The 26,948-nt window shown below is 54.6% G+C and carries 20 protein-coding genes; 11 read left to right on the top strand and 9 right to left on the bottom strand.

Annotated features, from left to right (window positions below; translation table 11 throughout):
• Positions 1 to 8: 8 nt before the first annotated feature.
• Both HMPREF3039_RS00195 and HMPREF3039_RS00190 read right to left on the bottom strand, forming a co-directional pair.
• Positions 9 to 1,850, bottom strand: a complete 1,842-nt coding sequence (locus HMPREF3039_RS00195) for an Amuc_1101 family PilM-like pilus complex protein (protein ID WP_082770028.1) — start codon at positions 1,848 to 1,850, stop codon at positions 9 to 11.
• A gap of 73 nt (positions 1,851 to 1,923) precedes the next feature.
• The gene (locus tag HMPREF3039_RS00190) at positions 1,924 to 2,640 is read right to left on the bottom strand and encodes an Amuc_1102 family pilus-like protein (protein ID WP_067570592.1); all 717 of its coding nucleotides are present in this window, start codon (positions 2,638 to 2,640) and stop codon (positions 1,924 to 1,926) included.
• A 193-nt stretch (positions 2,641 to 2,833) separates the two neighbouring features.
• Between HMPREF3039_RS00190 and HMPREF3039_RS00185 the strand changes: the two genes are divergently transcribed.
• Both HMPREF3039_RS00185 and lgt read left to right on the top strand, forming a co-directional pair.
• The gene (locus tag HMPREF3039_RS00185) at positions 2,834 to 3,928 is read left to right on the top strand and encodes a M42 family metallopeptidase (RefSeq protein WP_067570590.1); all 1,095 of its coding nucleotides are present in this window, start codon (positions 2,834 to 2,836) and stop codon (positions 3,926 to 3,928) included.
• Positions 3,925 to 4,983 carry a prolipoprotein diacylglyceryl transferase gene (lgt, locus tag HMPREF3039_RS00180; RefSeq protein WP_067570588.1) on the top strand — a complete coding sequence of 353 codons (1,059 nt, stop codon included), beginning with the start codon at positions 3,925 to 3,927 and terminating at the stop codon, positions 4,981 to 4,983. The genes HMPREF3039_RS00185 and lgt overlap by 4 nt, the downstream gene beginning before the upstream one ends.
• Here lgt and HMPREF3039_RS00175 read toward each other — a convergent pair.
• Positions 4,980 to 5,714 carry a hypothetical protein gene (locus tag HMPREF3039_RS00175; RefSeq protein WP_067570585.1) on the bottom strand — a complete coding sequence of 245 codons (735 nt, stop codon included), beginning with the start codon at positions 5,712 to 5,714 and terminating at the stop codon, positions 4,980 to 4,982. The genes lgt and HMPREF3039_RS00175 overlap by 4 nt on opposite strands.
• Before the next feature lie 155 nt (positions 5,715 to 5,869).
• Here HMPREF3039_RS00175 and HMPREF3039_RS00170 point away from each other — a divergent pair, with 155 nt between their 5' ends.
• From HMPREF3039_RS00170 to HMPREF3039_RS00150, 6 genes are all read left to right on the top strand, one after another.
• On the top strand, positions 5,870 to 7,153 hold the full coding sequence (locus HMPREF3039_RS00170; protein WP_067570583.1) for an aminopeptidase P N-terminal domain-containing protein: 1,284 nt from the start codon (positions 5,870 to 5,872) through the stop codon (positions 7,151 to 7,153).
• A gap of 65 nt (positions 7,154 to 7,218) precedes the next feature.
• Positions 7,219 to 8,094, top strand: a complete 876-nt coding sequence (hisG, locus tag HMPREF3039_RS00165; protein WP_067570581.1) for an ATP phosphoribosyltransferase — start codon at positions 7,219 to 7,221, stop codon at positions 8,092 to 8,094.
• Between the two features lie 40 nt (positions 8,095 to 8,134).
• A complete protein-coding gene (locus HMPREF3039_RS14550) occupies positions 8,135 to 8,239 on the top strand; it encodes a hypothetical protein (protein ID WP_012420149.1) in 105 nt (34 codons plus the stop codon).
• 296 nt (positions 8,240 to 8,535) lie between these two features.
• Positions 8,536 to 10,893, top strand: a complete 2,358-nt coding sequence (locus tag HMPREF3039_RS00160) for a ligand-binding sensor domain-containing protein (protein ID WP_067570579.1) — start codon at positions 8,536 to 8,538, stop codon at positions 10,891 to 10,893.
• The gene (locus HMPREF3039_RS00155; RefSeq protein WP_147549359.1) at positions 10,875 to 12,344 is read left to right on the top strand and encodes a hypothetical protein; all 1,470 of its coding nucleotides are present in this window, start codon (positions 10,875 to 10,877) and stop codon (positions 12,342 to 12,344) included. Before HMPREF3039_RS00160 ends, HMPREF3039_RS00155 begins: the two co-directional genes overlap by 19 nt.
• 128 nt (positions 12,345 to 12,472) lie before the next feature.
• Complete coding sequence (locus HMPREF3039_RS00150; protein ID WP_067570576.1) at positions 12,473 to 13,762, top strand: hypothetical protein; 1,290 nt, start codon at positions 12,473 to 12,475, stop codon at positions 13,760 to 13,762.
• An 81-nt stretch (positions 13,763 to 13,843) separates the two neighbouring features.
• On the opposite strand, the gene HMPREF3039_RS14245 is transcribed toward HMPREF3039_RS00150, so the two are convergent.
• A complete protein-coding gene (locus HMPREF3039_RS14245) occupies positions 13,844 to 14,545 on the bottom strand; it encodes a hypothetical protein (protein ID WP_156506022.1) in 702 nt (233 codons plus the stop codon).
• A 300-nt stretch (positions 14,546 to 14,845) separates the two neighbouring features.
• Here HMPREF3039_RS14245 and HMPREF3039_RS14240 point away from each other — a divergent pair, with 300 nt between their 5' ends.
• A complete protein-coding gene (locus tag HMPREF3039_RS14240) occupies positions 14,846 to 15,559 on the top strand; it encodes a hypothetical protein (RefSeq protein ID WP_156506021.1) in 714 nt (237 codons plus the stop codon).
• A gap of 462 nt (positions 15,560 to 16,021) precedes the next feature.
• Here HMPREF3039_RS14240 and HMPREF3039_RS00140 read toward each other — a convergent pair whose 3' ends face one another.
• Positions 16,022 to 17,251 carry a sensor histidine kinase gene (locus tag HMPREF3039_RS00140; protein WP_067570572.1) on the bottom strand — a complete coding sequence of 410 codons (1,230 nt, stop codon included), beginning with the start codon at positions 17,249 to 17,251 and terminating at the stop codon, positions 16,022 to 16,024.
• A gap of 12 nt (positions 17,252 to 17,263) precedes the next feature.
• Complete coding sequence (locus tag HMPREF3039_RS00135; protein ID WP_067570570.1) at positions 17,264 to 17,968, bottom strand: response regulator transcription factor; 705 nt, start codon at positions 17,966 to 17,968, stop codon at positions 17,264 to 17,266.
• Positions 17,969 to 18,183: 215 nt separating this feature from the next.
• On the opposite strand from HMPREF3039_RS00135, the gene ilvD reads away from it, so the two are divergent.
• On the top strand, positions 18,184 to 19,860 hold the full coding sequence (gene ilvD / locus HMPREF3039_RS00130; RefSeq protein ID WP_067570568.1) for a dihydroxy-acid dehydratase: 1,677 nt from the start codon (positions 18,184 to 18,186) through the stop codon (positions 19,858 to 19,860).
• Positions 19,861 to 20,019: 159 nt separating this feature from the next.
• On the opposite strand, the gene HMPREF3039_RS00120 is transcribed toward ilvD, so the two are convergent.
• Positions 20,020 to 20,442 (bottom strand): hypothetical protein, encoded by a 423-nt coding sequence (locus HMPREF3039_RS00120; protein ID WP_067981690.1) that lies wholly within the window; start codon positions 20,440 to 20,442, stop codon positions 20,020 to 20,022.
• A 75-nt stretch (positions 20,443 to 20,517) separates the two neighbouring features.
• Entirely contained in the window at positions 20,518 to 24,597 is a 4,080-nt protein-coding gene (locus HMPREF3039_RS00115) for an autotransporter outer membrane beta-barrel domain-containing protein (protein WP_082770026.1), read from the bottom strand.
• 314 nt (positions 24,598 to 24,911) lie between these two features.
• Here HMPREF3039_RS00115 and HMPREF3039_RS00110 point away from each other — a divergent pair, with 314 nt between their 5' ends.
• Entirely contained in the window at positions 24,912 to 25,973 is a 1,062-nt protein-coding gene (locus HMPREF3039_RS00110) for a tyrosine-type recombinase/integrase (protein ID WP_067570560.1), read from the top strand.
• 214 nt (positions 25,974 to 26,187) lie between these two features.
• On the opposite strand, the gene HMPREF3039_RS00105 is transcribed toward HMPREF3039_RS00110, so the two are convergent.
• Positions 26,188 to 26,948: uracil-DNA glycosylase (locus HMPREF3039_RS00105; RefSeq protein WP_067570735.1), on the bottom strand; the 761-nt coding region annotated here is incomplete at its 5' end.

The following is a 26,948-nucleotide window of genomic DNA, read 5'->3' as shown; positions in this document are numbered from 1 at the left end:
GGGTAGTCTTACTTGTTAAAATGTACGGGAATGGGCGTTTTCAGCGGAAGCACCAGCTTGAAGGGAACGAAGGCCCCTGCCGCGGCGTCTATCTTGGCGTCCTTGGCGCCCAGTTCCATGATCTGGCGGACTTCGAGCTTCCTGTCTCCATTTTTGAATGTAAATAGGGAATCCTTGTTAGCATCCATTTTGGCCTGGAGGTCCTGGATGAGTTTCTGGCCGCCGTCGGATCGTTTGGCGAGGCCGGTCAGACGGATGGCATTGACGCTGTAAACGGCATTTTCTTCTTCATCACTGGCGGAGTTTGCGGCCGTCTCCGTCCTGATGTTTTCCACCAGGGAGGTGTTTTTGTCGGAAAGGAAGGAGTCCTTGATGACGGAGTAGCCCGTGATCTGGGTGGCGTCCTCCGGATTGAAGTGCGCCACAGGTTCAAAATCCGTGAACCAATAAGGGTAATTCTTGTGTTCCGACTGTTCCAGAAGATGTTTGATAATGTCCGCATAGCCGTACCGCTGGAGAGTCAGCTGCTGGTAGGAGGCGAGGGTGGCGTCCATTTTCTTCAATTCCTGCTCCTTGAGGCGCAGGGCGGATTGTTCGGACTTGATGGAACTGACGGTGGGGGATACGCCGGAAAGGGTCTGCTTGGCCTTTTCCACGCCCATGTAGCCCGTGACCGCATAGGCAGCCGCGCCGAGTACGGCGATGACGGCCCCGGTGATGATGGCGGGCATCTTCTTCTGGTTGGCCCGTTTTTTAGCCACTGCGGTGGGCTCCAGGTCAATGTTGAGGGACGCTCGGTCAACGGCGTTGATGGCCGTTCCGATCATGCCGCCCAGGGTGAAGGCTTCACGGGAAATGGTGTTCACGTCCACGCCGGAACCTACGCCCACGTTGTGCATGGGGTTGAAGAAGAAAATCGGTATGCCCAGCTTGTCTTCCAGGAATTCCTTGGTGTACGGAAGGGAGGAGCCCCCGCCGCACAAGTAGGCCTTCACGGGCGCGCTCCCCTTCATCTGGGCGCGGTAGTGGTTGGTCGTGCGCTGGATTTCGGAAGCCAGCCTGGTCATGGCCGTGCGGATGATGGTAGCCAGGTTGGCCGTGGCCGGGTCCAGCCCTTCCGTCTGTCCGTTGCTCATGGAAACGAGTCCGCTGGTGATCTTCAGACGTTCGGCTTCCACAAAGGACAGGTTGAATTCACGGGCGATGGCGGAAGTGACGAAAATACCGCCCGCGGAAATGCTGCGGGTGAAAAAGCGGCCCTGTTCGCTGTAGATCAGGTCGGTCGATTTGGCGCCAATGTCGATGAGCATGACGGGCTCCTTCTCTTCCGGATAGCTGTCCACGTACGCGTTGTACAGGGAGGTCTGCGTGCAGTCCACCTTGCCGGTGGAAAGTCCATGGGAGGTGATTTCATCGTTCAGGGAATCCAGGTCTTCCGCCTTGATGGCGACCAGGACGGCCTCGCGTTCCAGCCCTTGGGCCGGCAGGAGGTGGTAGTCCCAGACGACTTCATCCAGCGGGAAGGGGACATGCTGCTGGGCTTCAAACCGGATGAGCTGTTCAACGTCCGTGTCGTCCAGGGCGGGAAGCTTGACAAAGCGGATGAAAACGGACTGCCCGGATACGGAATAATTGGCAACGCCGCCTTTGACGCGGAGCTCCTGGACGAGGTCGGCGACGGCCTCCCCCACTTTTGCCAGGCGCATGCCTTCTGCGGACGGATCCAGTACGATGAGACGCGTAGCGTAGCGGTCCAGGATGAGGTCGTTTTTATTCGTCTTGGAAAAGACGCCCATTGATACTCGCTGGGAACCTACGTTTAATGCGACGATTTGTCGTGAATTAGCCATGGGTGATTTCTGTTAAATAAAAAAGTGAAATGTGTACGGTCTTGGAAAAGCCGGAACGGAACGATACAAAAGATCAAAGATCGTCGGTTTCCGGCGGCGTCGGCGTTCCGAAACCGGAAGGTTCCGGGGCGGAGCCTCCCTGGTGGAGGTTGGGCTTCATGATTTCCGGATAACGGTCATACCAATATACGGAGAAGGGTGTTTCATCCTTGTTCAGCAGGGGATAATAGGTGGTTTCCACAATGCTGGGGGACTGGATGGCCCACCATTTTTCCATCTTGCCGCGTTCGGAGGAATAAGTAGCCACTACCTTGCCGTTATATTCCACGACAACGCCTTCATACTTGACCCACTTGCCGCGGCCGCCTTCCGAGCCGGTGATGCGCTTGACGGAGGAGGGGGAAAGGTAAACGGAAGCGTAGGTGGATTCACCCACCGGAACGTTGACGTATTTGATTTCCTTGTACAGTTTCAGGTACTGGCGCGCGCGGTCCGGATTGACCACGGCAATATAGAATTTGAACGTCAGGGAATCAATGTAGCCGGATTTGGGCATTGGAGAAGCTTCCACCTTGAAAGGCACTTCAAAATCCGCCCACCTCTTCGGCTTGGGCAGGGGCCGCGGATCGTCCTGCGTAGGCACGTTCGGAGACTGGCGCATGTACAGGGACAGCTTGTCCAGGGTAACGCGCACCTGCGTTTTTGGGTTGCTCGTGCTTTGTGCGGATGCCGCAGGAACAAGAAGCACGGCAGCCAGCATAGCCGTGATGAAAGTAAGGATGGATTTCATAGCACAATTCGATTCCCTGATTAGTTACACCAAAAACCGGATTGTGGCTAGCAAAAATCTCTTGTTTCTTTCATGAAAACGGCAGGGAAAATTTGCTTGCGGTATTTGAGGGCCGCAAGCATCCGGTCAAGAAAAAATCATGCGGCACGGCTGCGGGCTTGACCTGGGAAGGGCGTTTTCACATGCTCGGCCCATGGCGATTGATTCGGATCTGCTGAAAAAATTTTCGGAAGCCCACGGTATCTCAGGGCATGAGGATGAAGTGAGGGCGCTTGTGGCGCAGGAACTTTCCGGATATGGGGAATTTTCCGCGGACGGTTCCGGCTGCCTGTTCTGCACCAGCGGGGATTTCGGCCCCCGCGTGATGCTGGCGGCCCATATGGATGAAATAGGCTTTCTCGTTCAGAATATTACAGCCGGCGGCTTTCTGCAGTTGGTGGGCATCGGCGGCTGGTGGCCGCATACCCTGCTGAGCCAGCGCGTTCTGGTGAGAACCCGCTCCGGACGCCGCGTTCAGGGGGTGATCGGTTCCCGGCCCCCCCATTTTTTGCCGGAAGGCCAGCGCAACACCGTCATGGCCATGGATGCCCTGTTTGTGGATGTGGGGGCTGAAAGCGCAGAGCAGGTGAAGAACGAATTCGGCATCCGCCTGGGAGACCCCGTGGTGCCTGATGCAGCCTTTTCCCATCTGGAAAATCCGTTCCGCGTCATGGGCAAGGCATTTGACAACCGTGCCGGTTTATCCGTCATGGTGAAGGCTTTCAAGACACTGTGCCGGGAAGGGCACCCCAACACGCTCATTGCCGCCGCGACGGTGCAGGAGGAAGTGGGAACCCGTGGAGCCAGAACGGCGGGCGCCGCCATGAAGCCGGATTGCGTGATTGTCCTGGAGGCTCCCCCCGCGGACGATACCCCGGGATTTTCCCCCGGCGACTCCCAGGGAGTTCTGGGCGGCGGCGTGCAGATCAGATTGTTTGACCCTACGGCCATCACCAATCCCCGCCTGGCCGCACTGGCGGAGGAAGTGGCCGTGAAGGCGTCCATCCCCTTCCAGCTCACCGTGCGCCGTTCCGGCGGCACGGATGCCGGAGCGCTTCATCTCTCCGGAAAGGGAGTGCCCTGCATCGTGCTGGGAATCCCCACCCGGTACATTCATGCCCATAACGGGGTGCTGGACCTGCGCGATTACCGCGCCGCAACGGAGCTGACGGTAGCCCTGGCAAGAGCCCTGGACCGCGAAGCTGTGGAAAGCCTTACCCAATACCTGCCCGGAAAGGAACATTCATGAGTGCGTCTCCCTATGTACACGACCTGAACCCCGTTATCTGGCAGTTTACGGACTCCATCGCCCTGCGCTGGTATGGCGTTGCCTACCTGCTGGGATTTATCGCCGGGTATTTCCTGCTTTCCTGGCTCTCCCGCAGGAAGCTGTACCCCGTTCCGCAGGAAAGGCTGGCTGACTTCGTGACTTATGTGGCGATCTTCGGTGTGCTCTTCGGAGGCCGGCTGGGCTATGTATTCTTTTACCATATACCCAATCACGGCTGGGCCCAATTCCTGGCGGATCCTTTCGTGATCCTGCGCGTGTGGGAGGGCGGCATGGCCAGTCACGGCGGCATGATCGGCGTGGGGCTTTACACATTTTATTATGCCTGGAAGCACCGCGTCAAATGGGTGGCCCTGCTGGATGGCCTGGCCATTGTCGCTCCCGTCGGCCTGTTCTTCGGGCGCATGGCCAACTTCATCAACGGAGAATTGTACGGGCGCATTGTTCCTCCCGGCTCCTCCCAGGGCATGATCTTTCCGGGGGAACTCGCACAGGACCCGGACTTGTTCATGCAGGTGGCCTCCCGCATTTATGGGGAGCCGGGGCTGCTGGATAAAATGTATCTTTCCGGCATCCCCGTGCCGGAGCAAATGAATGCCGCCTGGGTGGCGGACAGAGTGAGAGATACCCCTGCCGTGAAGGAAATCGTGGCCCAGGTGATGGAGGGCCATGCGCGCTACCCCTCCCAGCTATATGAGGCCTTTGCGGAAGGCGTGGTGCTCTTTGCCATCCTGTGGTTCATCCGGGTGAAATTCCCGCGTGCCTGGAACGGCGTATTCTGCGGCGTATTTGCCATTGTCTATGCCATCGGCAGAATTGTCTGCGAGGAATTCCGGGAACCTGACTCCCCGTTCTCCATGGGAATGACGCGCGGCCAGTTCCTTTCCGTATTCCTTATTTTCGTGGGCCTTGCCTTTCTGGTGTATGCTTTCAAGACCCGGAAGACGGTGCAGGACTGCGTTTTCTATGATCCCGCGGAAAAATCCGCCGCGGACGAGGAGAAGAAATCCGCTTAAAACGGGTCCAGATCAATCTGACCCGTCTTGGGAATGTAGCTTGAAGGGCCATCCTTGAAAATGGAGGAAATTCCCTTGGCGAAAAGCCGGAGGTTCCGCTTGTCAAAGGCAAAGTGTTCAAACTCCTTGACGGAAAACAGGGTGATGGGGTCCGTATTATAGGCTTTGAACTCCATGATGCCGGCATCCGTGCGCGTGTCCACAAGACGCCCTTCAATACCCACGTCTCCGCTCATGAAGCTGCCCAGCAGCAGGGATGTTCCCGGCAGGGGGGAGACCAGGGAAACCAGGTCCGACATGATGTTGCCGTCCACGTCCGTGGCTTTCAGCTTCACCATGGCCACGTCCAGAATGATGCAGCCCTCCGTGGGGCGGGAAACCAGTTTCCAGTTGATTTTGCCGCCGGTCTGTCTGTTCTTTTCTTCCAGGACTCTGGCGATGTCCTTCTGGAGTTCCGTTCTGAATTGTTCCGCCAGCGCCGGGGCTTCCTTCGGGAACTGTGTCTTGATGTAATTGATATTGACGGGCGCTACGTACACGTTCAATTTTGGGGTGCTCCAAATGGCCTGTTCCGTGGGATTGTACCATACCCCTTCAAAGCAGCTTTGCCTGGAATCCGGGTGCAGGGGATGTGTGATCAGGGGTGAGGAAGGCAGTTTCTGGGAATTGGAGCAGGAAAGCGCCAGTCCGGCGCCCAGCAGCAGAAAAAATCGTGAAACCGTTCCGGACATGCAGGGTGTGACGGAATTCGAAAGACTCCTGTTAGGGGGTATGACCCGATTCCTTCCGAACGCTCTTCTTTTCTTGCGGCAGGCCTCTGAATCCATGCAATGAACCTGTCCCGATGCATGATTGACAAGCCGGAAAAGCGGAGCATGCTGTCGGTATGAGATACGAGCCGCTTCCCTCCTCCTTCTATTCCGGCAACCGTAAGGAACTGGCCTCCCGACTGCCTGCCGGCAGCATGCTGATCCTGCACGCCAACGACGTATTCCCTACCAATGCCGACGGCACCTTCGCCCTGCATCAGAATGCCAACCTTTTTTATCTCACCGGCATCGACCAGGAGGAATCCGTACTGATCATGACCATCCGGGAAGACGGGTGGGATGAAATCCTGCTGCTGAGGGAGACGAACGAACAGATCGCCATCTGGGAAGGCGCGCGGCTCTCCCAGCAACAGGCCCGGGAATTGAGCGGCATTCAGGACGTGCGCTGGACGAAGGAATACGACTCCCTGCTGGACCGCCTGGTGCCGTCCGCCGGAATGGTTTTTGTGGAGGCCAACCAGCATCCCCGCTGCACCTGCCCGGTGGAAACGCGCAATGCCCGCATGACCAAGGAGCTGAAGGAAAAATTCCCGGACGTGGTTTTGAAAAACGTCTATGAAATCCTCTCCCTGATGCGCCAGATCAAAAAGCCGGAGGAAATTGAAGCGCTCAAAAAAGCCTGTGAAATCACCAATGAAGGATTCCGTGCGCTGCTCGGCTTCATCAGGCCGGGACTGGGGGAATGGCAGATAGAAGGCTTCCTCTCCAACGAATTCATCGGCAGGGGCGCCCGCAAATTCTCCTTCCTGCCCATCATCGCCTCCGGAAAGGACACCTGCGTGCTGCACTACATCCAGAACAGCAAGCGGTGTGAAGACGGCGCCCTGGTGCTCATGGACATAGGCACGGAATACGGCAACTACAATTCCGACATGACCCGTACCGTTCCCGTGAACGGGAAGTTCACGCCCCGCCAGCGCGCCGTGTATGAAAGCGTGCTGAACATGATGACCTATGCCAAAAGCATTCTGAGGCCCGGAATCCTCAAATCCGAATACGAACGCCTGGTGCGCGTCTTCGCCGCGGGGGAACTCGTCAAGCTCGGCCTCATCACTCCGGCCCAGGTGGCGGAAAACCCGGCTGATCCCCCCATTGTCCGCAAATATTACATGCACGGATGTTCCCACTTCCTGGGGCTGGACGTGCACGACGTCGGGGAAAGTAACCCCGTCGTGTTGCCGGGCATGGTTTTCACCGTGGAGCCGGGCATTTACATCGCGGAGGAATCCATCGGCATCCGCCTGGAAAACGACATCCTGATCGGCGAGACGGAAAACACGGACCTGCTGGGGGACGTGCCGCTGCTGCCGGATGACATAGAACGGCTCATGGCCCGTTAAATTAACCGGCATGAGGTTCTGAACTTGACAATGGGGCCCGCGTGGGTTTTCATTTTCGTCCCATCATGTCGAAGAAACTCAAAATAGCACTTCCCAAAGGCAGTTTGCAGGACTCCACCGTGGAATTGTTCCGCAAGGCCGGCTACAACATCTATGTATCCAGCCGCGGCTACCGCCCGACTTCCGATGACGACGATCTGGAGCTTTTCCTGATCCGCGCCCAGGAAATCGGCCGTTACGTCAACGACGGTTTCATCGACTGCGGCATCACCGGACGCGACTGGATCTATGAAAACCGCGCGGACGTGGAAGTGCTGACGGACCTCCAATACTCCAAGGCCACCTCCAGGCCCACCCGCTGGGTGCTGGTGGTTCCGGAAGACTCTCCCATTACTTGTGCTGAAGACCTGCAGGGCAAGCGCATCGCCACGGAAGGCGTGGGCATTACGGAACGCTGGCTTCAGGAAAAAGGCATCAAGGCCCATGTGGAATTCTCCTGGGGCGCCACGGAAGTGAAGGTGCCGGAACTGGTGGACGCCATCGTGGACATCACGGAAACGGGCAGCTCCATCAAGGCCAACAAGCTCCGCATCGTGGACACCCTGATGACCTCCTATCCCCAGTTCATCGCCAACAAGGAAACGATGGAGGACGAATGGAAGAGGCAGAAGCTGGAAGCCATGGTGCTCATGCTCAAGGGCGCTCTGGAAGCACGCCGGAAGGTGGGCTTGAAGATGAACCTTCCCGCCGCCGCCCTGGACGGCCTGGTGGAGGCCCTGCCGTCCCTGCGCCGCCCCACCATCTCCCATCTGGCGGAAGAAGGCTGGCTGGCCGTGGAAACGGTCATTGACGAATCCGCCGTACGGGATATCATTCCCCGGCTCAAGTCCCTGGGAGCGGAAGGCATCATTGAATACCCGCTCAACAAACTGGTTTATTAACCTTTTCTCACCACAGTAAAACAACAAACGAACCACAATCATGGGATCGCTCAAAAAACGCCGTAAAGCAAAAATCAACAAGCATAAGCGCAGCAAGCGCATGCGTCAGAACCGTCACAAGAAGCGTTTGCGTTACAAGTCCTAAGGTTTGTGCGCTTCGCTGCTCAAACTGGCAGTCAATCCGATTTCCGGAAAATCCCGGCGTCCTCCGTATCACGGAAGGACGCCGTTTTTTTGGATGGCTTCACGGCAACAATTTGATTTTATTTTGCTAATTTAAAGTATATGTATTGACATTTAGGATTTATTTGCAATAAGTAGAATGTGTATCTAATAAGTAAAAAAATAACAACATCTGTCTTTGCCGGAGCCTTGTGTTTTTGTTACTTGCCAGCGGTTGCTTTAGGGAGGGATATTCCGCCGTGTCCCAATGCTTTTGTTGTGGCCGCGCTGTACAGCAGGTCAGGAGATCTGTGGGTGGCGACGGAGGGGGAAGGACTGTTGAAACTTTCTCATGATTCGGATCATTGGGAAAAACAAAAGGGAAATGGTCTGCCGGGGACGGTCAATTTTCTTTCTTTGGTGGAAGACCGGCAGGGGCGTATTTGGGCCGGTACGGATAATCAGGGCGTGGCCGTCTGGAATGGAGAAAGCTGGATGCAGTATAATCAGGACAATGCCTTGCTGGGTGAGCGTGTTTCGGCTCTGGCGGTATCTCCCGTGAATGGTGATGTAGCCATAGCTACGTCCGGAGGATTGACCATTTATTTCGCTGAAACGGAAGAATGGAAGGACTTCACACGTGCCAACGGCTTGCCGGAGGATCAGATCGTATCATTGTCCTTCAATGAGCAGGGTGGGCTGTGGGCTGCTTTTTTGACAAACGGCATAGGGTATGCATCCCCTGCTTCCCGATATTCGTATTGGAAAATGGTACAGACAAAGTTTTATTGGGATAAGGAGCAGCGTATTCGCCAACCTGTGGAAGCGCGTGGAAAAGGACTGCCTTCCAACTTTAGTAATGCCGTTTGCGCAGCAGGTGGATCTGTCTGGGTGGGAACGATTGCCGGTCTTGGCTATGGAAGGAGCCTGCGTGACTGGAATTTTTTAAGAGGTCGTGACTATGAAAGAAAAAATGCTGGCCTCTGGCTGGACACAGGGGACAAGCGCAAAAACAGGAGAGCGGGTTCTTTATCTGATTCCTCGTTGCTACCGGAAGACTACGTCACTTGTTTTTATCCGGTTCCCGGAGGAATGTGGGTTGGATTCCGTGAATCGGGAGCCTGTTTTGTCCGGACACCGTCCCTGACGATTCGTGAAGTGGATTTAAAGAAAGAAGTAGAAGAAAAGGCCCCTATTTATACGACCTGCTTCGTAGTGTTGCCGGGTGGAGAATTGTATGCGGGAACATACGGACACGGTTTGGTCAAGGCAGGGAAAACGGCCGTGAGACCTTCACCGGCATCTGGGAGGACAACCTCCGCGGATCATCCGCGCCTACCGCTTCTCCCGGCAATGCGGCAGATGGCAAGTCTGCCTGCCGGTCGCACGAGTCTGTCTCCAGAAGAAAAATTCGATACCTGCTACTGGTATGAGGATTGGGCCACGCAGGGAGATTGGTGCGGGCGTTACGGACAGGGGTACGCCCTGTTGTGTGCGGCTAATTCTCCTATAGGTGATATAGAGTATTCTTTTGATCCGTCCTATGGATGCTTGCCGGTCCGGGGGCCGCATGCAAACGCAACATGGTTGAAAGGTGCTGTTACTTATATAAATGAACCCGGAATGCGTAGCATTCTGTACTGTCCGGAGAGTACTACAAGAACGCTGGCTTCATGGGGAGATGGTGGGGAAGATTATCCTTCCACCTTTGATGGTCCCGATTTGGGCGCCATTGTTACTGTTCCCGAAGGGAGACACCTTTTATCTCTTTATTTTTATGATCCCACTCCGCTTGCGGAGTACGATCTCCGCAATGGGATGCGGGATTATCTCATTGAAGTACGCAAAATGACTTCGGATTTCAACCTGGATATGGCTACAGGAAACGCGAAGTTGGAGAAAGGCCGGAATCCTCTTCAGTATTTGATGGAGGCTTTGACTACAACCAGCAGTATGCCCGTCCAGGCCAGGGGCCGTGTTAAGTCCTTTTCAGGAGGCGGAGTTTACAAGAATTTTATTCTGGATGGAAAAGGATGTTATTACATCCGACTGGTTAGGAATTATTCCGTCAATACAACGATCAACGGTATTTTTCTTTCTTCTCTGGATGAAACAAAAAAAGCTTGGATACGTTATAATAGCGTTGGGAAGATGTCTGTCCCCTACGGTTTAAAGGCTCCTTATCCACCTTCTTTGAAAGAACAGGATTTGCACAAGTTGCCTGAAACTCTATTAGCAAGCTGGGCGGCAAGCCAGGATGTGGCCAGGAAAAACCTTCTTGAAATTTGGGAGAGCCGGAGGCAAGGAATTTATATTTATCGCAATTTGTTGACTTTGGATGGTTTGGATCATGTTAAAATGAACTGGCGCTGGCATTTGAAGATATGGAATGACAGGGATAAAAATTATTTTAAAAGGCAGATGGAGAACGCGTGGGAGAGCCTGCAGGATTGTTTCGTCTTCTATCGTTCAAATGAATGGTCCCATTATGCACCTGAGACTACGATTCCTTTTTCCATTGAAGAAGTGGAAAAAATGCAAAGAAATAACATTGATTGGAAGCAGTACCGTGCCGATTCTGCAGTTAAGCCGGAAGTGAGCATTGAAGAAATGAAAAAATGGTTAAAAGAACATTAAAAATGACTTTGAGACAATTATTGCCGCTGACATGCTGTTTATTTTCTGCACAAGTTTTTGGTGCAGATGGAATATATGAATTTAAGGTAAAGATAGTTCCTGAAGAACTTGGTGAGTCTCAAATGACGCCGGATGGGGAAACCTTAATTGTGGGACGATGCGAAAATGATTCATCAACAGAAAATTTTTCATTGAAGGCGATAACACAATTCAAACCCAACAATTCCGGATATGAAGAAAGGATCAGGCCTCCACAGAGAACGTATGAATGGAAATCTGGAGGAGATGTTGATATTCGGGATGAAAATAAGGAGATTGCAAAATTTGAAACAACTGAGAAAACATGGGGAAATGAATTTGAAGTTGAGGTTAAAGTTCACACAATTATTGTGGGAGGGAAGAAAATACGTATTTCTGGACAAGCCAAACAGAAAGCCATTGCTCCCAAGATAACATTGAAATCAGCCGTATTTAGTGAAACGGGAGGGGGAAGCGGCTTCAAAATATTGGATACATTCCGAGGGAAGCCAGTATCAACCCCTGAATTTATTAAAGATGACGAAAATGGGGAAAAAGAGCAACCTCCAATAGGTTTTTATGCAGGTAGAAAAATCTCTTACATCCCTGAATTTGAAGTTTTGCCGCAAACCATAGAAACCTTGGTGGCGTGGTGTGAAGGAAACATATTGGAAACGGAAAAAAAAGAATTTTCCGTCAAAGGGGGGAAGGCTAGAGATACGGTAGAAGGAAAAAAAGTTCCTCCACAAAAATGCCACCGTGGGCCTGAGGACCCATTTGACCAGAATGTATGGAAATTTAAAATATATGATGTGGAATTATCACTGGAAGAAAAAATGGATATTTCCTATTATGTATTATTGAATGAAGGAAATAGTCAGGACAAACCGTGGAAAAATTTACTGAAAGCGGCATTTGACAAATGGGAAATTGGGGGCGCTGAAAACAATAACGAATTGATGGAGAAATTGAGTGGGGGAATCTCTAAGAGTTCAACATATCATGATGGCTGGAATCCCAAGGAAAATAAACGGACTTCTCTTTATATAGATCAGCAGCAATCTCCCATGCCGTTGTCCATAAGCAAGATGGTAGATGCTTTTTGCAATAGTAAGGCAGAGATTATTTGTATAGAGGCCGCTGGATTGATGGAATATGCAGCCGGTGTATTGGGAAATGGAGGCGTTATCACCAAAGGTGTAAATTGGAAGGAGACAGGCCAGGTTCGTAACCCTGTCACGGGTCAATTGGAGGACAAGACTTGGTGGGATGGACACGCTTATTGTATTTTTGAAAGTCATGTTCATGATCCTGTTCCGAATGGAGGCGGTCCAACAAATATGAATGAAAATGACTATATTGATCAAAAACTAAAGGACGGAAAACGAAGTGATTTCACTGATCCAGACCTCCGAAGCTTTGAATTTAAATAGATGTAATAATGATGATGAATTCCATGTATCCAGCTAGTCGTTTCTGCCTATGTGTGATAGCATTTCTATCTATATTCTGTCAGGATGTATATGGGCAATCAACGTTAAAGCCAGACCCTCCTTTTGCCTTGAAGAATTACTATCTGAACAAGGTAGCCTGGAGAATTGAACCTGGCATGGAATGGGAAAAGGTTTCGCTGGATATCTCTCCTGAAGAAAGAAAAATCAGCCTTGGGAATTTATATGAGGAGATTGATAGAGATGAAAAAGAATCTGTAGAAAAACCGCCGCATACGGGGGATATTTTTGGATTACGCTCCTCTCTTAACTATTATATCGTGGGGAACAAAGGAGATAAAATGTGGAGCGTCGTAGATTCGTTCGGTGAAGTATACATGAAATTCACTATTTTTTATTCTCCTGACAGAATATACAGCCGACAGGTAACGATGAAGAATTTCATGGAGATGGCGAGTCGTATGCCGCATGTACACCATGGGCTGTTCATCTATCAGATACATGAAAACGGCTCAACGATGCTTGTCAGGAAGGATATGGTTCCCAGAAGTCTTTATTCTGTGGAGAGAGATGGCTACTCGTTATGGATAGATCCTTTTTCCTCTCTAAAATTGACGAATGAGGAAGCTATTCAGTTGACAGGAGAAATATTGGATGCCCTGGCTGGAAAGAGGAAATTTGGATTTTTCCCGACTCGAGCGCGTCATCTTGAAGCGATAAGCAAACTCGGTCCCCGGAAAAGGTCCATCCAGATGAGTCTTTTGAAAAGAGAAGCCAAATCGAAAATGGCTCCGGGGATTTGTGATGGCATAAACGGGAGAGGTTCAAAATTGATCAGAAAATTAAATACGATGGAAATCATCCGTCAAGCCAATGCAAAGGAAAAAAGAGAGATCTTTCCAAACATCAACAACGGCATAGGAACACTGGCCTGGATTCGGAAAAATATGGATGTTCCTTTTGAACCAAATGCCCGGAACGATGAGACGCATACTAACGGAATCAGTGGAAAGTTTACGATAAAACTGGAAGATCAGGAATACATTGTACATTACATGATAGCCCATTTGGGATCCCGAGCAGAAGCGTTGTGCTCCCTTTTTGCGATGCAGTGTAATCAATACGGGCAGCGTGTTGATGTGGACCGGATCGCCGGCATGACCCGCGTGCATCCGGGACTCGTGGGGGATTATGATCTTTGTGTAAAGCCGATTTTGAATGAATTGGGGATGCCGGTGGCCGATTCGGAGAATGCGTGGATTTGTTTTGTGCGTGGCAATACAGCAGTGATGTTGAAGAGTGAGAACATGAAAATGTCCGTGTTGCCTTTGGCTGAAATCATCGACAAAGCGTTGAAAAAAAATATTGAATCATACGAAACCCCGGAAGCAGTACGGTAATATTCTTGTAAAAATATTGGGAATGTTATTGTCACATAAAGATTAAATATGTTTAATTTTTTATTATTATTCCTGATTTTTTCATGGACATTGCAGGCAGGCAGCTTGCCTCTTCAGCGTCTGGCATGGCAGATGGAGGGTGGAGATGTGCGGAATATTGCCGGGCTGTGCCGGGAATATGTTCAAAAGAAACTGGAGGCGGAAAAAACGTTTTCCGTAGAATCCTTGTTGAAGGACCCGGAGTTGGCGCAGGCTTGCTATATGGCCCATTTCTTTGCGTTGGTCGGGAGGGAGAGGACTTATATCCTTCATGAATTGAAGGACAGGGAATTCGTGAAATGGCTGCTGGATCATCCGGAGGCGTTTGAAAAATTGGCGTTTGCCAGGGCATCGGGAAAGGATACGCTGGCTGTATTGAGAAATATCTGGGTGAAGGAAGGGAAAGAACTTGCCGGGGTCGGTTTCAACATGGCATTGGGCGCGGCGCTGGCTTCCTCGTCCCGGGAACCGGAGGAGTGCGAAGCGCGGTATGATTTTTACAAAAAGTCTTTTGCGGAAAAGAAATTGTTTCCGCAGTTCATTACACTGGAGCCGTGGGAGTTTGGCATTCTTTTTCAGGGCAGGGAAAGTATTGAAGAACTTGCCTGGGCTCAGGAATATTCGTCCCGGAAAAAAACTTTTAAAGCTCAGAATGCCGGGTATGCGGCTTGTTCTTTTATTCCCTACCGGATGAAGAACAAACAAGGGGTCAGCGTACATGCCGGTGGAGCGTTTTACGATCATAAACCTGTTTCTTTGCAGATTTACGTGGAGTATGGGGGAGTATGCGGTGCCGTTTCCAAAGGGGCTGCCGGGTTTGTGAAGGCAAAGGGAATTCCTTCCTACACGATCGGCCAGCCGGGGCATTGCGTTTTTGTGTGGAAGGGAATGGATGGAGAATGGAAAATAGGGAATAATATTTATGGATGGATATGGTCGGAGGGCGGTTCCGGGGGGCCGTGGAAGGGTGCCGTTTCCACGATTACGGAATTGCCTCGTTTTTGGAAGGGGGAGAATGCCTCCTCCTCCAATTTATGTTACTATTTGTCTCTTCTGGCTGCCGATTCTCAGAAAGCGGAAGTATTGTTGGAAGAGGCGTTGAAGCGAAATTCCTCCAATTATTCCGCATGGCAGGCTTTAATGAGGAGGAAAGGACGTCTGGGAGAGAAAGACAAGCTGGCTTTGTTGGAACAGTTTAAGAAAGCTTTTCCCGGTAATCCCACCCTGTGGGAATATTTTGTGAAGAGGGAACTGGGGATTGATTGGAAAAAGGCGAATGGTTATGCCGTCTATCCCCGATTGCTGGCGGAAAATGAATCATGGGATTCCGTAGATGCCTATATGCGCAATTTCTGTGCCTTGGCCCGGCAGGATATTCCGGACATGGCGGGAAAGCTGTCCTATGAAGTGAAGACCAAGAGAAGCTTTTTCAAAAACTGGCTGAAATTTTATCAACAGAACAAAGTGGACCGGAAGGTAAGAGTGCAGACATGCGCTGTGTTGGAAAAAGCGCTTCCCCACTTGCTGAGTCGTGAGAAAACGGCATTGCAGTTTCTTGGGTTTTATGGACAAGTGCTTGACTTGTGGAAGGACAAGCAATTGTCGGCCCGGGCCGATGCGTGTCTGACTGCATGGCTGAAGGAGGTCGACAAGCCCTCTCTTCGTAAGAAGATGGCGGAAATAGGGCTGAAAGCAGCTGACCATCTGGGCGATAAAAAAGCGCTGGTTCGTTATGCAGAGGCTCAGAATGGATATTGAATAGCGATGCTACTTTCCATTTGCACGGAAGAATTGTTTCTTCCGGACTAGTTCATCGTCGACGCGGTTTGGGATTGCCCAAACTTATATGGCCAACAGACTAGTGTATTAAAAAAGACTGCAACCTGTGGAGAAGTACAGAAACAGCAGGATTTGGAAAAACAGTATCCGGATTATAAAATGATCCGAAGGAAAATCCGGAGGTTCCATAAGGAATTTTTGGAGAGGGTGAATTTGAAAAAGATGGGGATAAATTGATCGCCAACTTTGATGTTCCTACTACATGAATGAATATAGAAAGTGCCATCAGTGGAAAACCATCCAATTGTTTCCTGGCGTAGAAGAGTAGAACTTGAACACGTGCCGCTTCCGTGAACCTTAAAGCCATTCCGCCGGGTTGGAGAGTATGTTTCTTCTCCCGGATTCAACAGTAATCATGTCTGGTTGCGTCACATCGGAATCTTATGCCTCTTTTCCTTTCCGGAACCGTTTCAGCGGAATGGTGATGGTGAAGGCAGTTTTCTGGTGGGGAACGCTGGTGACGGTGATGGTTCCGTCATGGGCTTCCACGGCGCGTTTGACGATGGAGAGGCCCAGTCCCGTTCCCTTGATTTCCGAGGAGTGATGGGTTTCCACCCGGTAGAAACGGTTGAAAAGGAAGGGGAGGCTTTCCGCGGGAATGCCCACGCCCGTGTCCGTCACGGTGATGACGCAGGCGTCCGGCGCCAGGGAGGCGGCCACGGTGACGGAAAGGCCCGGCTCCGTGTTCTGCTTGAGGGCGTTTTCCACCAGGTTGAACAGGATTTGCGTCCAGTAGAAGGGGTCTCCGTACAGTTCCCATTCCGCGGGGATGTCCATGTGCAGGGCAGCCTGTTTTTTCTCCCGGATGGAGTCCAGGCGGGAAAAGACATCGTCCGCGCAGGAGGTGATGCGGAACCACTGCTCTTTCAGGATGGCCTTGTGGCCGGATTCCAGCTTGGAGATCATGAGCATGTCTTCAATGATGTTCATGAGCCGCTGGCTGTTCTGGTGCATGATGCCGATGAATTTGCGGGCCAGGGCCGGGCTTTCCTCGAGGAGCTCGTCTTCCATCAGGTTTTCCAGGTATCCCACAATGATGGTGAGAGGCGTGCGCAGTTCGTGGGAGGCGTTGGCCACGAAGTCCCTCCTCATCTGGTTGGTGAGGTAGTTCTGCGTGACGTTGCGCAGCAGGATGCGCTTTTCCCTGATAGGGGTATCCGTGATGGCGCTGTCCAGGTGCCATGCCGTGATGCCGTTCTGCACTCCGCCGGGGGAGTTGATGGCGCTGAGGGTGAATTCCTTGGCGACGGGACCGTCCGTGTCAAAGGCTTCCTGCACGTGGCCCAGAAGTTCCTGGTTGCACACCAGGGAACCGACTTTGCGGCCTTCCAGGCGTTCTTCCTGAAAGAGTTCGCGCGCCAGCGTATTGGCCAGCACGATGTGCCCGGCAGGGCCGATGAGCAGGAAGGCCTCCCCCAGCGCTTCCAGAAAGCGCCGTTTGTCCGCAATGGCCTGTTCCTGGGCCTCTTCCCCGCGTTTCAACAGGCGCTGGGCGTCCCTCAGGGCCTTTTTCCTGGCTTTCATGGCTGACCGGCATGTCTGCACCAGGTGCCAGTTCAGGTACAGGGAGGCCAGCAGCAGAAGGATGAGGATGTAGTCAACGGCCGACATGGCGTGAAGGCGTTAGGCAGGCTCCTGCGGAAGACGGCGTCCGGGCAGGAGGAAGCGGTAGCCGATGCTGCGGACGGTTTCAATGCAGTCCGCATACGGGGCCAGCTTCTGGCGCAGCCGCTTCATGTGCGTGTCCAATGTGCGGCTCTGGGCCTGGTGGCTGTATCCCCACACGCAGCTGAGCAGGTCGTTGCGGTTCAGGGTCTGCCCCTCGCGCTCGATCATGTACACCATGAGCTTGAATTCCGTGGCCGTCAGGTCCACTTCTTCCTTGTCGATGTAGAATTTCAGGGCGTTTTTGTCAAAAGTGAAGGGGCCGTACTCCGCGATGACGCTGCCCGGCGTGTGCTCGCACCGCTTCAGCACGCTGCCCACGCGCAGAACAAGCTCCTTGGGACTGAACGGTTTGGTCACATAGTCGTCCGCTCCCAGTTCCAGTCCCTGAATGCGGTCTTCCGCCTGTGCCTTGGCAGTCAGGAAGATGACGGGAATGCCCTGGGTGCGGCTGTCGCGGCGCAGTTCCCGGAGCACGCCGTGCCCGTCCATGCCCGGCATCATCTGGTCCAGCAGGATGAGGTCCGGCCTGTCCCTGCGGGCCACTTCCAGGGCCGTCAGGCCGTCGTAGGCCGCCAGGGGGGCGTGTCCGGCACGTTCCAGGTTGTAGGCGACGAGGTCCGAAATGGCGTGATCGTCTTCAGCGATAAGGATGGTTGCCATGACTGTTTTTTAGGATGAAGGCGCTGCCGTGTCTTGAGAATAGGTGTGACGATTTGTTCACATTTCCCTGCCGCGGACGGGGATCGGGGCGCGGCTCCCGCCCCTTCCGTGAAGGGATTGTAACGGAAGCGCTTCCGTTTTGCAAGACTGGCCTAGATTCAACTTCTCTTCCCGCCGTCATGTGGTACACTTGCTCTGCACCATAGTATATTGCCATGCGAAGCGATAAAGTTAAAGCAGGTTTCGAGCGTGCGCCGCACCGCAGTCTGATGCGCGCCACGGGGATGACGGATGAGGATTTGAGCCGTCCGTTCATCGCCATTTGCAATTCTTTCAATGAAGTGATTCCGGGCCATGTCCATCTGAACAAGGTAGCCGCGCTGATCAAGGAGGAAGTGCGCAAGGCGGGGGGAACCCCCGTGGAATTCAACCTGCCCGGCGTCTGTGACGGCATCGCCATGGGGCACGGCGGCATGAAGTTTTCCCTGGCCAGCCGCGAACTGATTGCGGACAGCGTGGAGACGATGCTCAGCGCCCATGCGTTTGATGCCATGATCTGCATCCCGAATTGCGACAAAATCGTTCCCGGCATGATCATGGGCGCCCTGCGCTGCAATATACCCACCATTTTCTGCAGCGGCGGCCCGATGGCAGCGGGCATGGCGGAAGACGGCGCCGTGCTGGACCTGAACAGCGTGTTTGAAGCCGTGGCCCGTTTCAAGGCGGGCAAGATCAATGAAGCGGAACTTCATTCCCTGGAATGCCGCGCGTGTCCGGGCGCAGGTTCCTGTTCCGGCATGTTCACGGCCAATTCCATGAATTGCCTGAGCGAGGTGATCGGGCTGGCCCTCCCCGGCAACGGCTCCCTGCTGGCGACGTCCGAGGAACGCAAGGAGTTCTGGAAGCAGACCGCGCGCCGCGCCGTGGAAATGGCGAAGGCGGACGGCCCCCTGCCGAGGGACATCGTGACCCGTGACGCCATTGACAACGCCTTTGCGATCGACATGGCCATGGGCGGCAGTTCCAATACCGTGCTTCACACGCTGGCCATCGCCCGGGAAGCGGGCGTTGAGTATGACCTCCAGCGCATCAACGACATTTCCCGCCGCACTCCGAACATTTGCAAGGTGGCGCCTTCCTCCCGCTTCCATATGCAGGACGTGTTGCGCGCCGGCGGCGTGAGCGCCATCATCCATGAGATCGCCAGGATTCCCGGCTCCCTCCATCTGGATGCCATGACCGTCAGCGGCAAGACACTGGGAGAAACCGTGGAAGGATGCGGAATTACGGATGAAACCGTGATTCATCCGCTGGAAAACGCCTATTCCAAAGACGGCGGCCTGGCCATCCTGTTCGGTAATCTGGCGGAAGAAGGCGCGGTTGTGAAAAAGGCCGGGGTGCACCCGGACATGATGAGCTTCCGCGGGCCTGCCGTGATTTTCGAGTCCCAGGAAGACGCCTGTGAAGGCATCCTTGCCGGGAAGGTGAAGTCCGGCGACGTGGTCGTCATTCGCAATGAAGGGCCCAAGGGCGGCCCCGGCATGCAGGAAATGCTGGCGCCCACCTCCTACATCATGGGGCAGGGCCTGGGCGCGGAAGTGGCGCTCATCACGGACGGCCGTTTTTCCGGAGCCACGCACGGCGCCTGCATCGGCCATATCTCCCCGGAAGCTGCGGAAGGCGGCCTCATCGGCCTGCTGAAGGACGGGGATATCATTGAGTATTCCATTCCGGACCGCACGCTGAACGCCTGTCTGACGGAGGATGAGATCGCACGCCGCCGTGCGGAGTGGAAGCCCACGTACAACAAGGTTTCCTCCTCCTGGCTCAGCCGTTACCGCAAGCTGGCCACCAACGCCAGCCGCGGCGCCGTTCTCCAGAGCGGCGAATAAATGCCATCCGTTTTATTTTCGGCCGCTTTCCTCCTCCGGGGAAAGCGGCTTTTCATTTCCGTCCGGCTTTGTTTTTTCACGGAGTTTCCCTCAAAAAGAGAGCCGCTCCCTTCCAGGGGGAGCGGCTCCGCTATCAACATAATACCGAAAAAGCATGCATTACCTGGTGATTCTGAAGGGGCCGCTCAGACCTACCGGGGACATGGCGGAGGAATCATAGTCTGTTACCCTGTAGGTTCCTTCCGTGGCGGAGGTAAAGGTCATTTCTCCGGAACTTTTAACGGTCCGGGGATGTTCGCGGTCTTTCTCGGTCAGTGTCATGGAAAACCGGGCGGAAGCGGCGCCGGGCGCATAGGTGTATGTTCCGGAGAAGATGCCGTCACCCGTTTCCAGGGTACTGGACGAGGTGATTTTGTAGGATACGCCATGGCCGTCCGTCATCACGATGGTGCTGTCTGTTTCCAGCGCCTGAGGAGGGGCTACGGCGGATGAGTCCGATTTGCCGGAACCGCCGCCGCAGGAAGCCTGCAAACATGCGCATCCCAGAAGAATGGCGGAGGAGATTGAAATCAATGAGTGCATAAGAAAGAATTTGTCGAAGTAAAAAATTGCCTTCCCGGCCGGGTAGCAGACCGGGAAGGCGGGAACGGCTTTCCGTTAGAACGAGTAGCTGACGGAACCGTTGATACCCTGGGCTGTCAGGCCGGCGCGGCTTTCCAGGGAGTACCCGATGCGGGCGCCCCAGCGGCTGCCGAAGGTGGCGCTGACTCCTGCGTTGACTCGCAGGGCCGTGCGTCCCTTGTTGACGCCGCATGCCGTCCAGGAACCCAGATTGCTGCCGACCGTGCCCTTGGGATTGATGCGGCTGAGGTCCTGCGCCACGGCCACCGTGATTCCGGGTGTCAGCGTGGTTTTGGTACCTGCGGCAAAGGTGCGGGACACGGTAATGCCTACGGGCAAAGTCCAGTTCTGGGCGCGGGCTCCGCTGAAGGTGCGCGCCAGGTCGCCGCTTTCAGTGAAGCTGTCCGTCTTCCCGGTCATGAATTCCAGCCCGGCAAAGGGTGCGATGACCAGCTTGTTCGCCAGCTCTTCCGTCCAGGTGGCGTAAACGGCCGCTCCGAAGGAGTCCGCGTCAAACTCCCCATGGGCGGAGGTATCCGCTACGCGGGCGTTTCCGTCAAAGGAGGTGGTGCCGAAGGCGGCGTATCCGTCCAGGGTCAGTTTCTTGTTCCGGGAGGGAGTATAGCGGCCGTAGGCCATAGCCATGAAGGAATCCGCATCATAACTGGAGAAGCCTCCCTTGTCCTGGAAAGTGCCGAAGGACTGGCCGACGGCCACTCCCGCCAGGGCGGAAGAGGAGAGCTTGAAGTCCGCGCCGACGGCATAGCCGCCCGCATCGTACTTGTACCCGTCAATGCCGTGGCGAGCGTTCTGGTCCGTCCAGGAGCCCAGTCCGCCAACCCATACGGAACCGCGGCCGGAGGCCACGGGAGCCATGGCGATGGGGGAACCCTTGGCATCCACGGCCTGCACGGGCCTGGCAGCCGGGGCGTTCAGGCCCTGGGCTGCGGAAAGTGCCCCCTGCGTCCGGACGAGGGACGCAAAGCCCTTGAGGGCGTCATTGGAGGCCCAGGCCGCATTGACCACGGTTTCTCCGCTGACGGACTGGATCATGGCTGCCGCGGCATCCGCGCTGGAGGTTCCCAGCAGGTTTTCAAAGAACCTGTGGGCGGCGGAGCCGTCCCGCACGTTCATCCGGGCCTGCTCCATGCCTGCCGCCACTCCGGAAACGTTGCCGGAATATCCTTGCATGGGAGAAGCCACGCCTTTCATGTTCTGGGACAGCCGGATGGTGCCGTCCTCATTGGCGGCGGCCGTTGTGGAAACGAAGGCGGAGTTGAACAGGGGCAGCCCGGCCGCATCCGCCCCGGTAATGGTAACGTTGTCCACGGATGAGATGCCGGAGGCCGTGTGGGTAAGATCCCGTCCATTGCCCGCTTCGTCAATGTGCCAGAGCTTGACGGAGGAATTGCCGTTGAACGTGATGTCGTTGAGCAGCAGGGAGGAGCCTTCCCCCACTTCCACCACGGCATTCCCGTTGAGTTTCAGCGTATCGCCGGCCAGGGTGGAGTTATCCGTCAGGATGATGCCCTTGCCGTTGATTTCATAGTCCGTCAAGTCTTCAAGGCCCAGTTGGGCGCCTTCCATGACAAGTTCATTGTCAATTTCGGCCACATGGCCCACGATCAGGGAACCGGCTCCGGAATACTGGAGGAAGTCGCCGCCGAATCCGTTGTCTTCCTGGTCCCTGCCGCCATAGAGCAGGTTGCCGCCTCCCAGCTGGACCAGGCTGGCGGAGCCGCGGATCCATTCCGGATCGTCATCCAGGGTGAAATAGTCGGCGTCGGAAATGCCGCTGTTGATGACGGTGGTTGCGTCCGCGTCGGTATTGACTATGATGGCAGCTCCGTCTTCGGCGAAAATGTCATTGGCTTCACCTCCCGCCATGTTGCCGTCGAAGAAGGAACCGGAGCCGATGAGCAGAAGGCGGTCTTCCATCAGGTGAATGGCGCCGCCAAGGCTGCCCGCGGTATTATCCGTGAAAACCGTGTTTTTACCGAGCCAGATATTGGCCCCTTCGTTTTCGAAGAGGTCGTCCACATTGTCGCCTTCCTGCCAGGCAAGGTTGGTCGTCAGTTCGGAGGCGATGGCGCCTCCGTTGGCTCCGGCCCGGTTGCCGGAGAAGACGGAACCGTTGCCTACGACGATGTCCAGAACTTCCGTGGTCAGTTTGGAGGTCCGTTCCCCGTCAACGTAGGTCATTGTCTCGGCAATGTTGTTCTGGGCGAAAACGGCGCCCCCGGACCCGGAGGCCGAGTTGTCAATGAAACGGTTGTTTTCTCCTATCACGATGTCTCCATGAGCATACAGGGCTCCCCCTCTGGAAATATCCATGGCGGCGGACCTGCCTGGAGCCGTGCTGTTCATGAACGTATTGTTGCGGCCCGTGGTGATTTTGTTCTCACGCTCCGCAATGGTGACGGTCCCGTTGAGGATGTTTCCGTTTTCATCCGTGTTCCTGATGCTGGCCTGGATGAGGCTGTTGTCCGAGTCGCTGAAGGCGCTCATGTGGTAGACGGAAGCATCTTCCGTTCCCTGGTAGGTGACGTTGTCACCCAGCGTGATGGTATTTTCCGCCGCGACGGTGGTCATGGTCAGGGTGACGTTGTTGCCGATGACGATGCTGCCCCCGTAGGTGCCTTCGCTGTATTCTCCGGAGGCCAAAACGTAGTCGCCGTCCGCATTCTGCTTGAGCGTTCCTTCAAAGGAAATGGTCCCGCGGGTGGAAACGCCTTCATCGTCGATGTCTCCCACCGTATCCGCCGCCCAGATGTCGGCCATCTGGCTGCCGGAAAGATCGTTGTCCCCGGTGATGGTGGTGTTGCTGCCAATGTAGATGTCTCCGCCCTCTGCGTAAATGTCCACGTCATTCAGGGTGGAATGGTCGCCGATGGAGACAGTGGCTTGGTCGCCCACGGCAGTGGTCATGTGTACGGTCCGGGTGCCGTCTTCCTTTTCAAAGATGGAGACGGAATCCAGTTCCACGGAAATGGCGTCCAGCGTGACAGAGCTCAGTTCCGCGCCATTTCCTATGAAGATGGAGCCTTCGGCATCCAGATCATAATTTTCGATGGAGCTGTTGCTGCCGATGAATATGTCGCCGTACAAACCCATGGATTCCTGAATGCTGGTTCCGGGCTGGTAGCGGCCCTGGTTGTCCTGGATGGAAATGCCGGACGTGAGCACCAGGGCTCCCGTGGTGATTTCCGCCCGGTCCGTGGCGGAAATGTCGCTGCCGTCTCCCAGGAGAATGTCGCCGCCGGTATAGAGGTCGCCGTCTCCTGCCGTACTCAGGTCGGTATCAGTCATCGTAACGGCGCCGGCACTGAAATCGATGCCCCCCGTGGCTCCCACGGATTCCGACTTGCCGATCAGAGTTTTGGAATCTTCGTCTTCATAAACGGATGTCGTGTTGACGGCCCCAGTGGAGATGAGAGTGGAATCGGACAGGGAAATATCTCCATGGGAGACAATTTTACCGCGGACGCCGTCGTTCATGGACAAGTCCATTTCGTCGATCTGGACATCCTTTCCCAGTTCCATGGCAATTTCTCCTGGAGTATTGGTGACAACCGTGGAGATGAAGGCTCCCGTTTCGGGGTCGATTCTTGTTTCTATGGAGGTGGAATGTCCGGTGGTGACATTGTTTCCGTTAAGAAAGACGCCGTCTCCCGCTACCAGCTTGTTGTTTTCCAGCAACAACCATGTGCCGTCCAGGGTGGAGCCGCTTTCTATGGAAAGGATGATTCCACTTTCATCCGTTCCGCTGAGCATGCCGTCCGTCATGCTGCCGACCCGGACGGTGCCCTCTCCTCTTACATTCACATTCTGCATGGAGACTGCGGACATGTCCCCGTAGTTGAAATTGGAGACGGTGCCATGGCCGTCCGAGGCAAGGGTGATGCGGGCGTCTGCGGGCAATGCCGTCAGGTCCGTTCCCTGGAAGTCAATGGTTCCGGTGATCTTGAGCGTATCTCCATCAGCAAGCTGGTTCCAGGCTTCCTGAAATTCTTCCAGATTGGAAGCGGTGTATTCGGTTGCGAAAGCTTGGCAGCCGAGGGCGCACATGGCTGTCAGTAAAGCCCGACGCAGAGGTAGTGGTAAACGAGGATTCATGATTTGGTATGTTTGTGTTCATCGGGAAGAAAAGGGATAGAAATGCCTTTTTCTTTCCAACACCTACATACAGGATTGACAATCCTGTGTTCGTGAATGCATTTGCCTCGTTTACATATTGTTAGAAAATCCTCTTTCCTTTTTCCCGGATAGGAGCGTCGATGTTTTTAATCTAACAAATAGATTGAAATTTGTACATGATGAATTAATTCTAAAACCGCCATAAAATATGAAATATTGTAGTTTTTTTACTTGCTATCAGGATTGTCAATCCTGTGACGCATAAAACATTATTTTACAATTACATTACTCGAATGAGGGAACATGTCGAAAATCGCGCCGAATATTTGGCGGCGGAAATGTTGTTGAAAGGGAGCGGGCTGAATATGGTGAAGGCGGCCACCCTGGCTCTGGAGCTGGTGCGGCGCTGCGGCGGTTCCCGGTGCAGCATGCGCCGCGCCAGAAAGGCCATTGAGCTGGGAGCGGAGGAATTGAAAAACGGAGAACAGACGGTATCCTTTGCGGCCGCCGTGGATGAAACGCTGAAAGTGAAGTGCGGCCGGCGCCCCGCCACCCTGCGGGATATCAGGTACTTTACAGGCGCGTTGATGCGCAGATGCCCGGAATTAAAGAATTTTCCGGTCAGAAAACTGACCCCGCAGCATTGTTCGCGTTTTCTTGAATCCGCCTTTTCTTCCGGCAGGCAGCGCTACAAGGCGCGGGCGGTGATGAGCGGAGTTCTGAGTCTTTCCCTGCGGCGCGGGTGGTGCAGGGAAAATCCCCTGCTGCGCGTGGATGCCCCTTCCTTCCGTGAGCAGGTCATTGCCATACTGGCGCCTGAGGAGATAAAGTGCCTGAGGAGGGTGGCGGAATCTCCCGGATTCCGTGATTGCGCCCCTGCCGTCTGGATCATGATGTATGCCGGAATCCGTCCGGGAGAGGTGGCGCGGCTTCAGTGGCGGGATGTGGATTTGGAAGAAAGGGTCATTTCCGTAAGACCGTTGGCGAGCAAGACGGGCGGAGCGCGCCATGTTACCGTCCAGCCCGTGCTCGGGCGGCTTTTGGCGGAGCATGGCGTTCAGGACGGGAGCAGGCCTTTATGCCCGCCGAGCTGGCCGCTGCGCTGGCGGCAATTCAGGAAAGAAGCGGGGTGGGGGAGCGGCGGCAGGTTCGGGGCATGGAGGCCGGACGTCCTGAGGCATACTTACGCTTCCTACCATGCCAAATGGTTCAGGGATTTTCCCCTCCTTCAGATGGAAATGGGGCACCGTTCCTCCGCCTTGCTGCGCGCACGGTACTTGAATATGGAGGGAGTAAGCCGTGAGAGGGCGGCCCTGTTCTGGGAAGTGCCGGAAAGGGAGGAACTCCATGGATAGGGAAGCCTGACTGTTCCGGACGCTTTTGCCGTTTCTTCATGGTACCCGGCTCGGACACGGCGCGGGAGGGAATATGAAAGCCGGAGCGCATGGCGTCTTGCGGCGGAATTCCCGCGGTTTCTGCAAATGGCGCTCGGTACGCTGAGGCGCATCAGGGGCAGGCCGCCGGGTTCTTCCGGTTTGGCTGCGGCATGTGTAAAAGGGAGCAGGGGGGTCATTCCCTGGGCAGGAAGTAGCCGCGCTGTTTTTCGGAGACGGGCATGCCCATGCGTTCCATCACGGCCAGCATGTCTTCCCATACCTTGCGCTTTTCCCGCGGATTGTCGGACCTCAGCAGGTAGCTGGGGTGGTAGGTGACGCGCACGGGAATGCCGTTGAGGTCGTGGAACCTGCCGCGCATGGAACTGACGGAGCCCTGTTCCCCCAGCAGGCCGACTGCGGCGGTGCCTCCCAGGGCAATGATCATCTTCGGCTGGATGACCTGGATTTCATGCATGATGATGGGCAGGCAGGCTTCTATTTCCTCCGGCGTGGGGGCGCGGTTGTTGGTTCTCTGGTTCGGCAGGGCAGGACGGAATTTGACGATGTTGGAAATGTAAACCATGTCTCTGGAAAGCCCCATGGCTTTCAAAATCTGGTCGAGCTTTTCTCCGGCCCGGCCCACGAAGGGTTCCCTCTGTACTTCTTCATAGTACCCCGGCGCTTCGCCTATCAGCATGAGCTGCGTATGGGGATTGCCCGTGGCGAAGACCATCGTGTCCCGCAGGGAGTTGAGGTCCCGTGCGGGTTTCCAGTTTTGTGCCAGATCCCTGAGGTATTGCAGCTTCTCTTCCATCGTTCCTTCCGGGAGCGTGATGGAGGAAGACGGTTTCCGCTCTTCCGGGAAAAGCTCCGGAGCTGTGCCCGGGGGCGGTGTTTTTACGGGTTCCGGTTCTGGTCGCGAAGACGGGGAAGACGGGGAAGACGGGGAAGACG

This window comes from Akkermansia sp. KLE1798 (genome assembly GCF_001580195.1).
Lineage (GTDB): Bacteria > Verrucomicrobiota > Verrucomicrobiia > Verrucomicrobiales > Akkermansiaceae > Akkermansia > Akkermansia biwaensis.
Note: the sequence above shows the minus strand (reverse complement) of the source record. Positions and strands in the feature narration are given on the sequence as shown.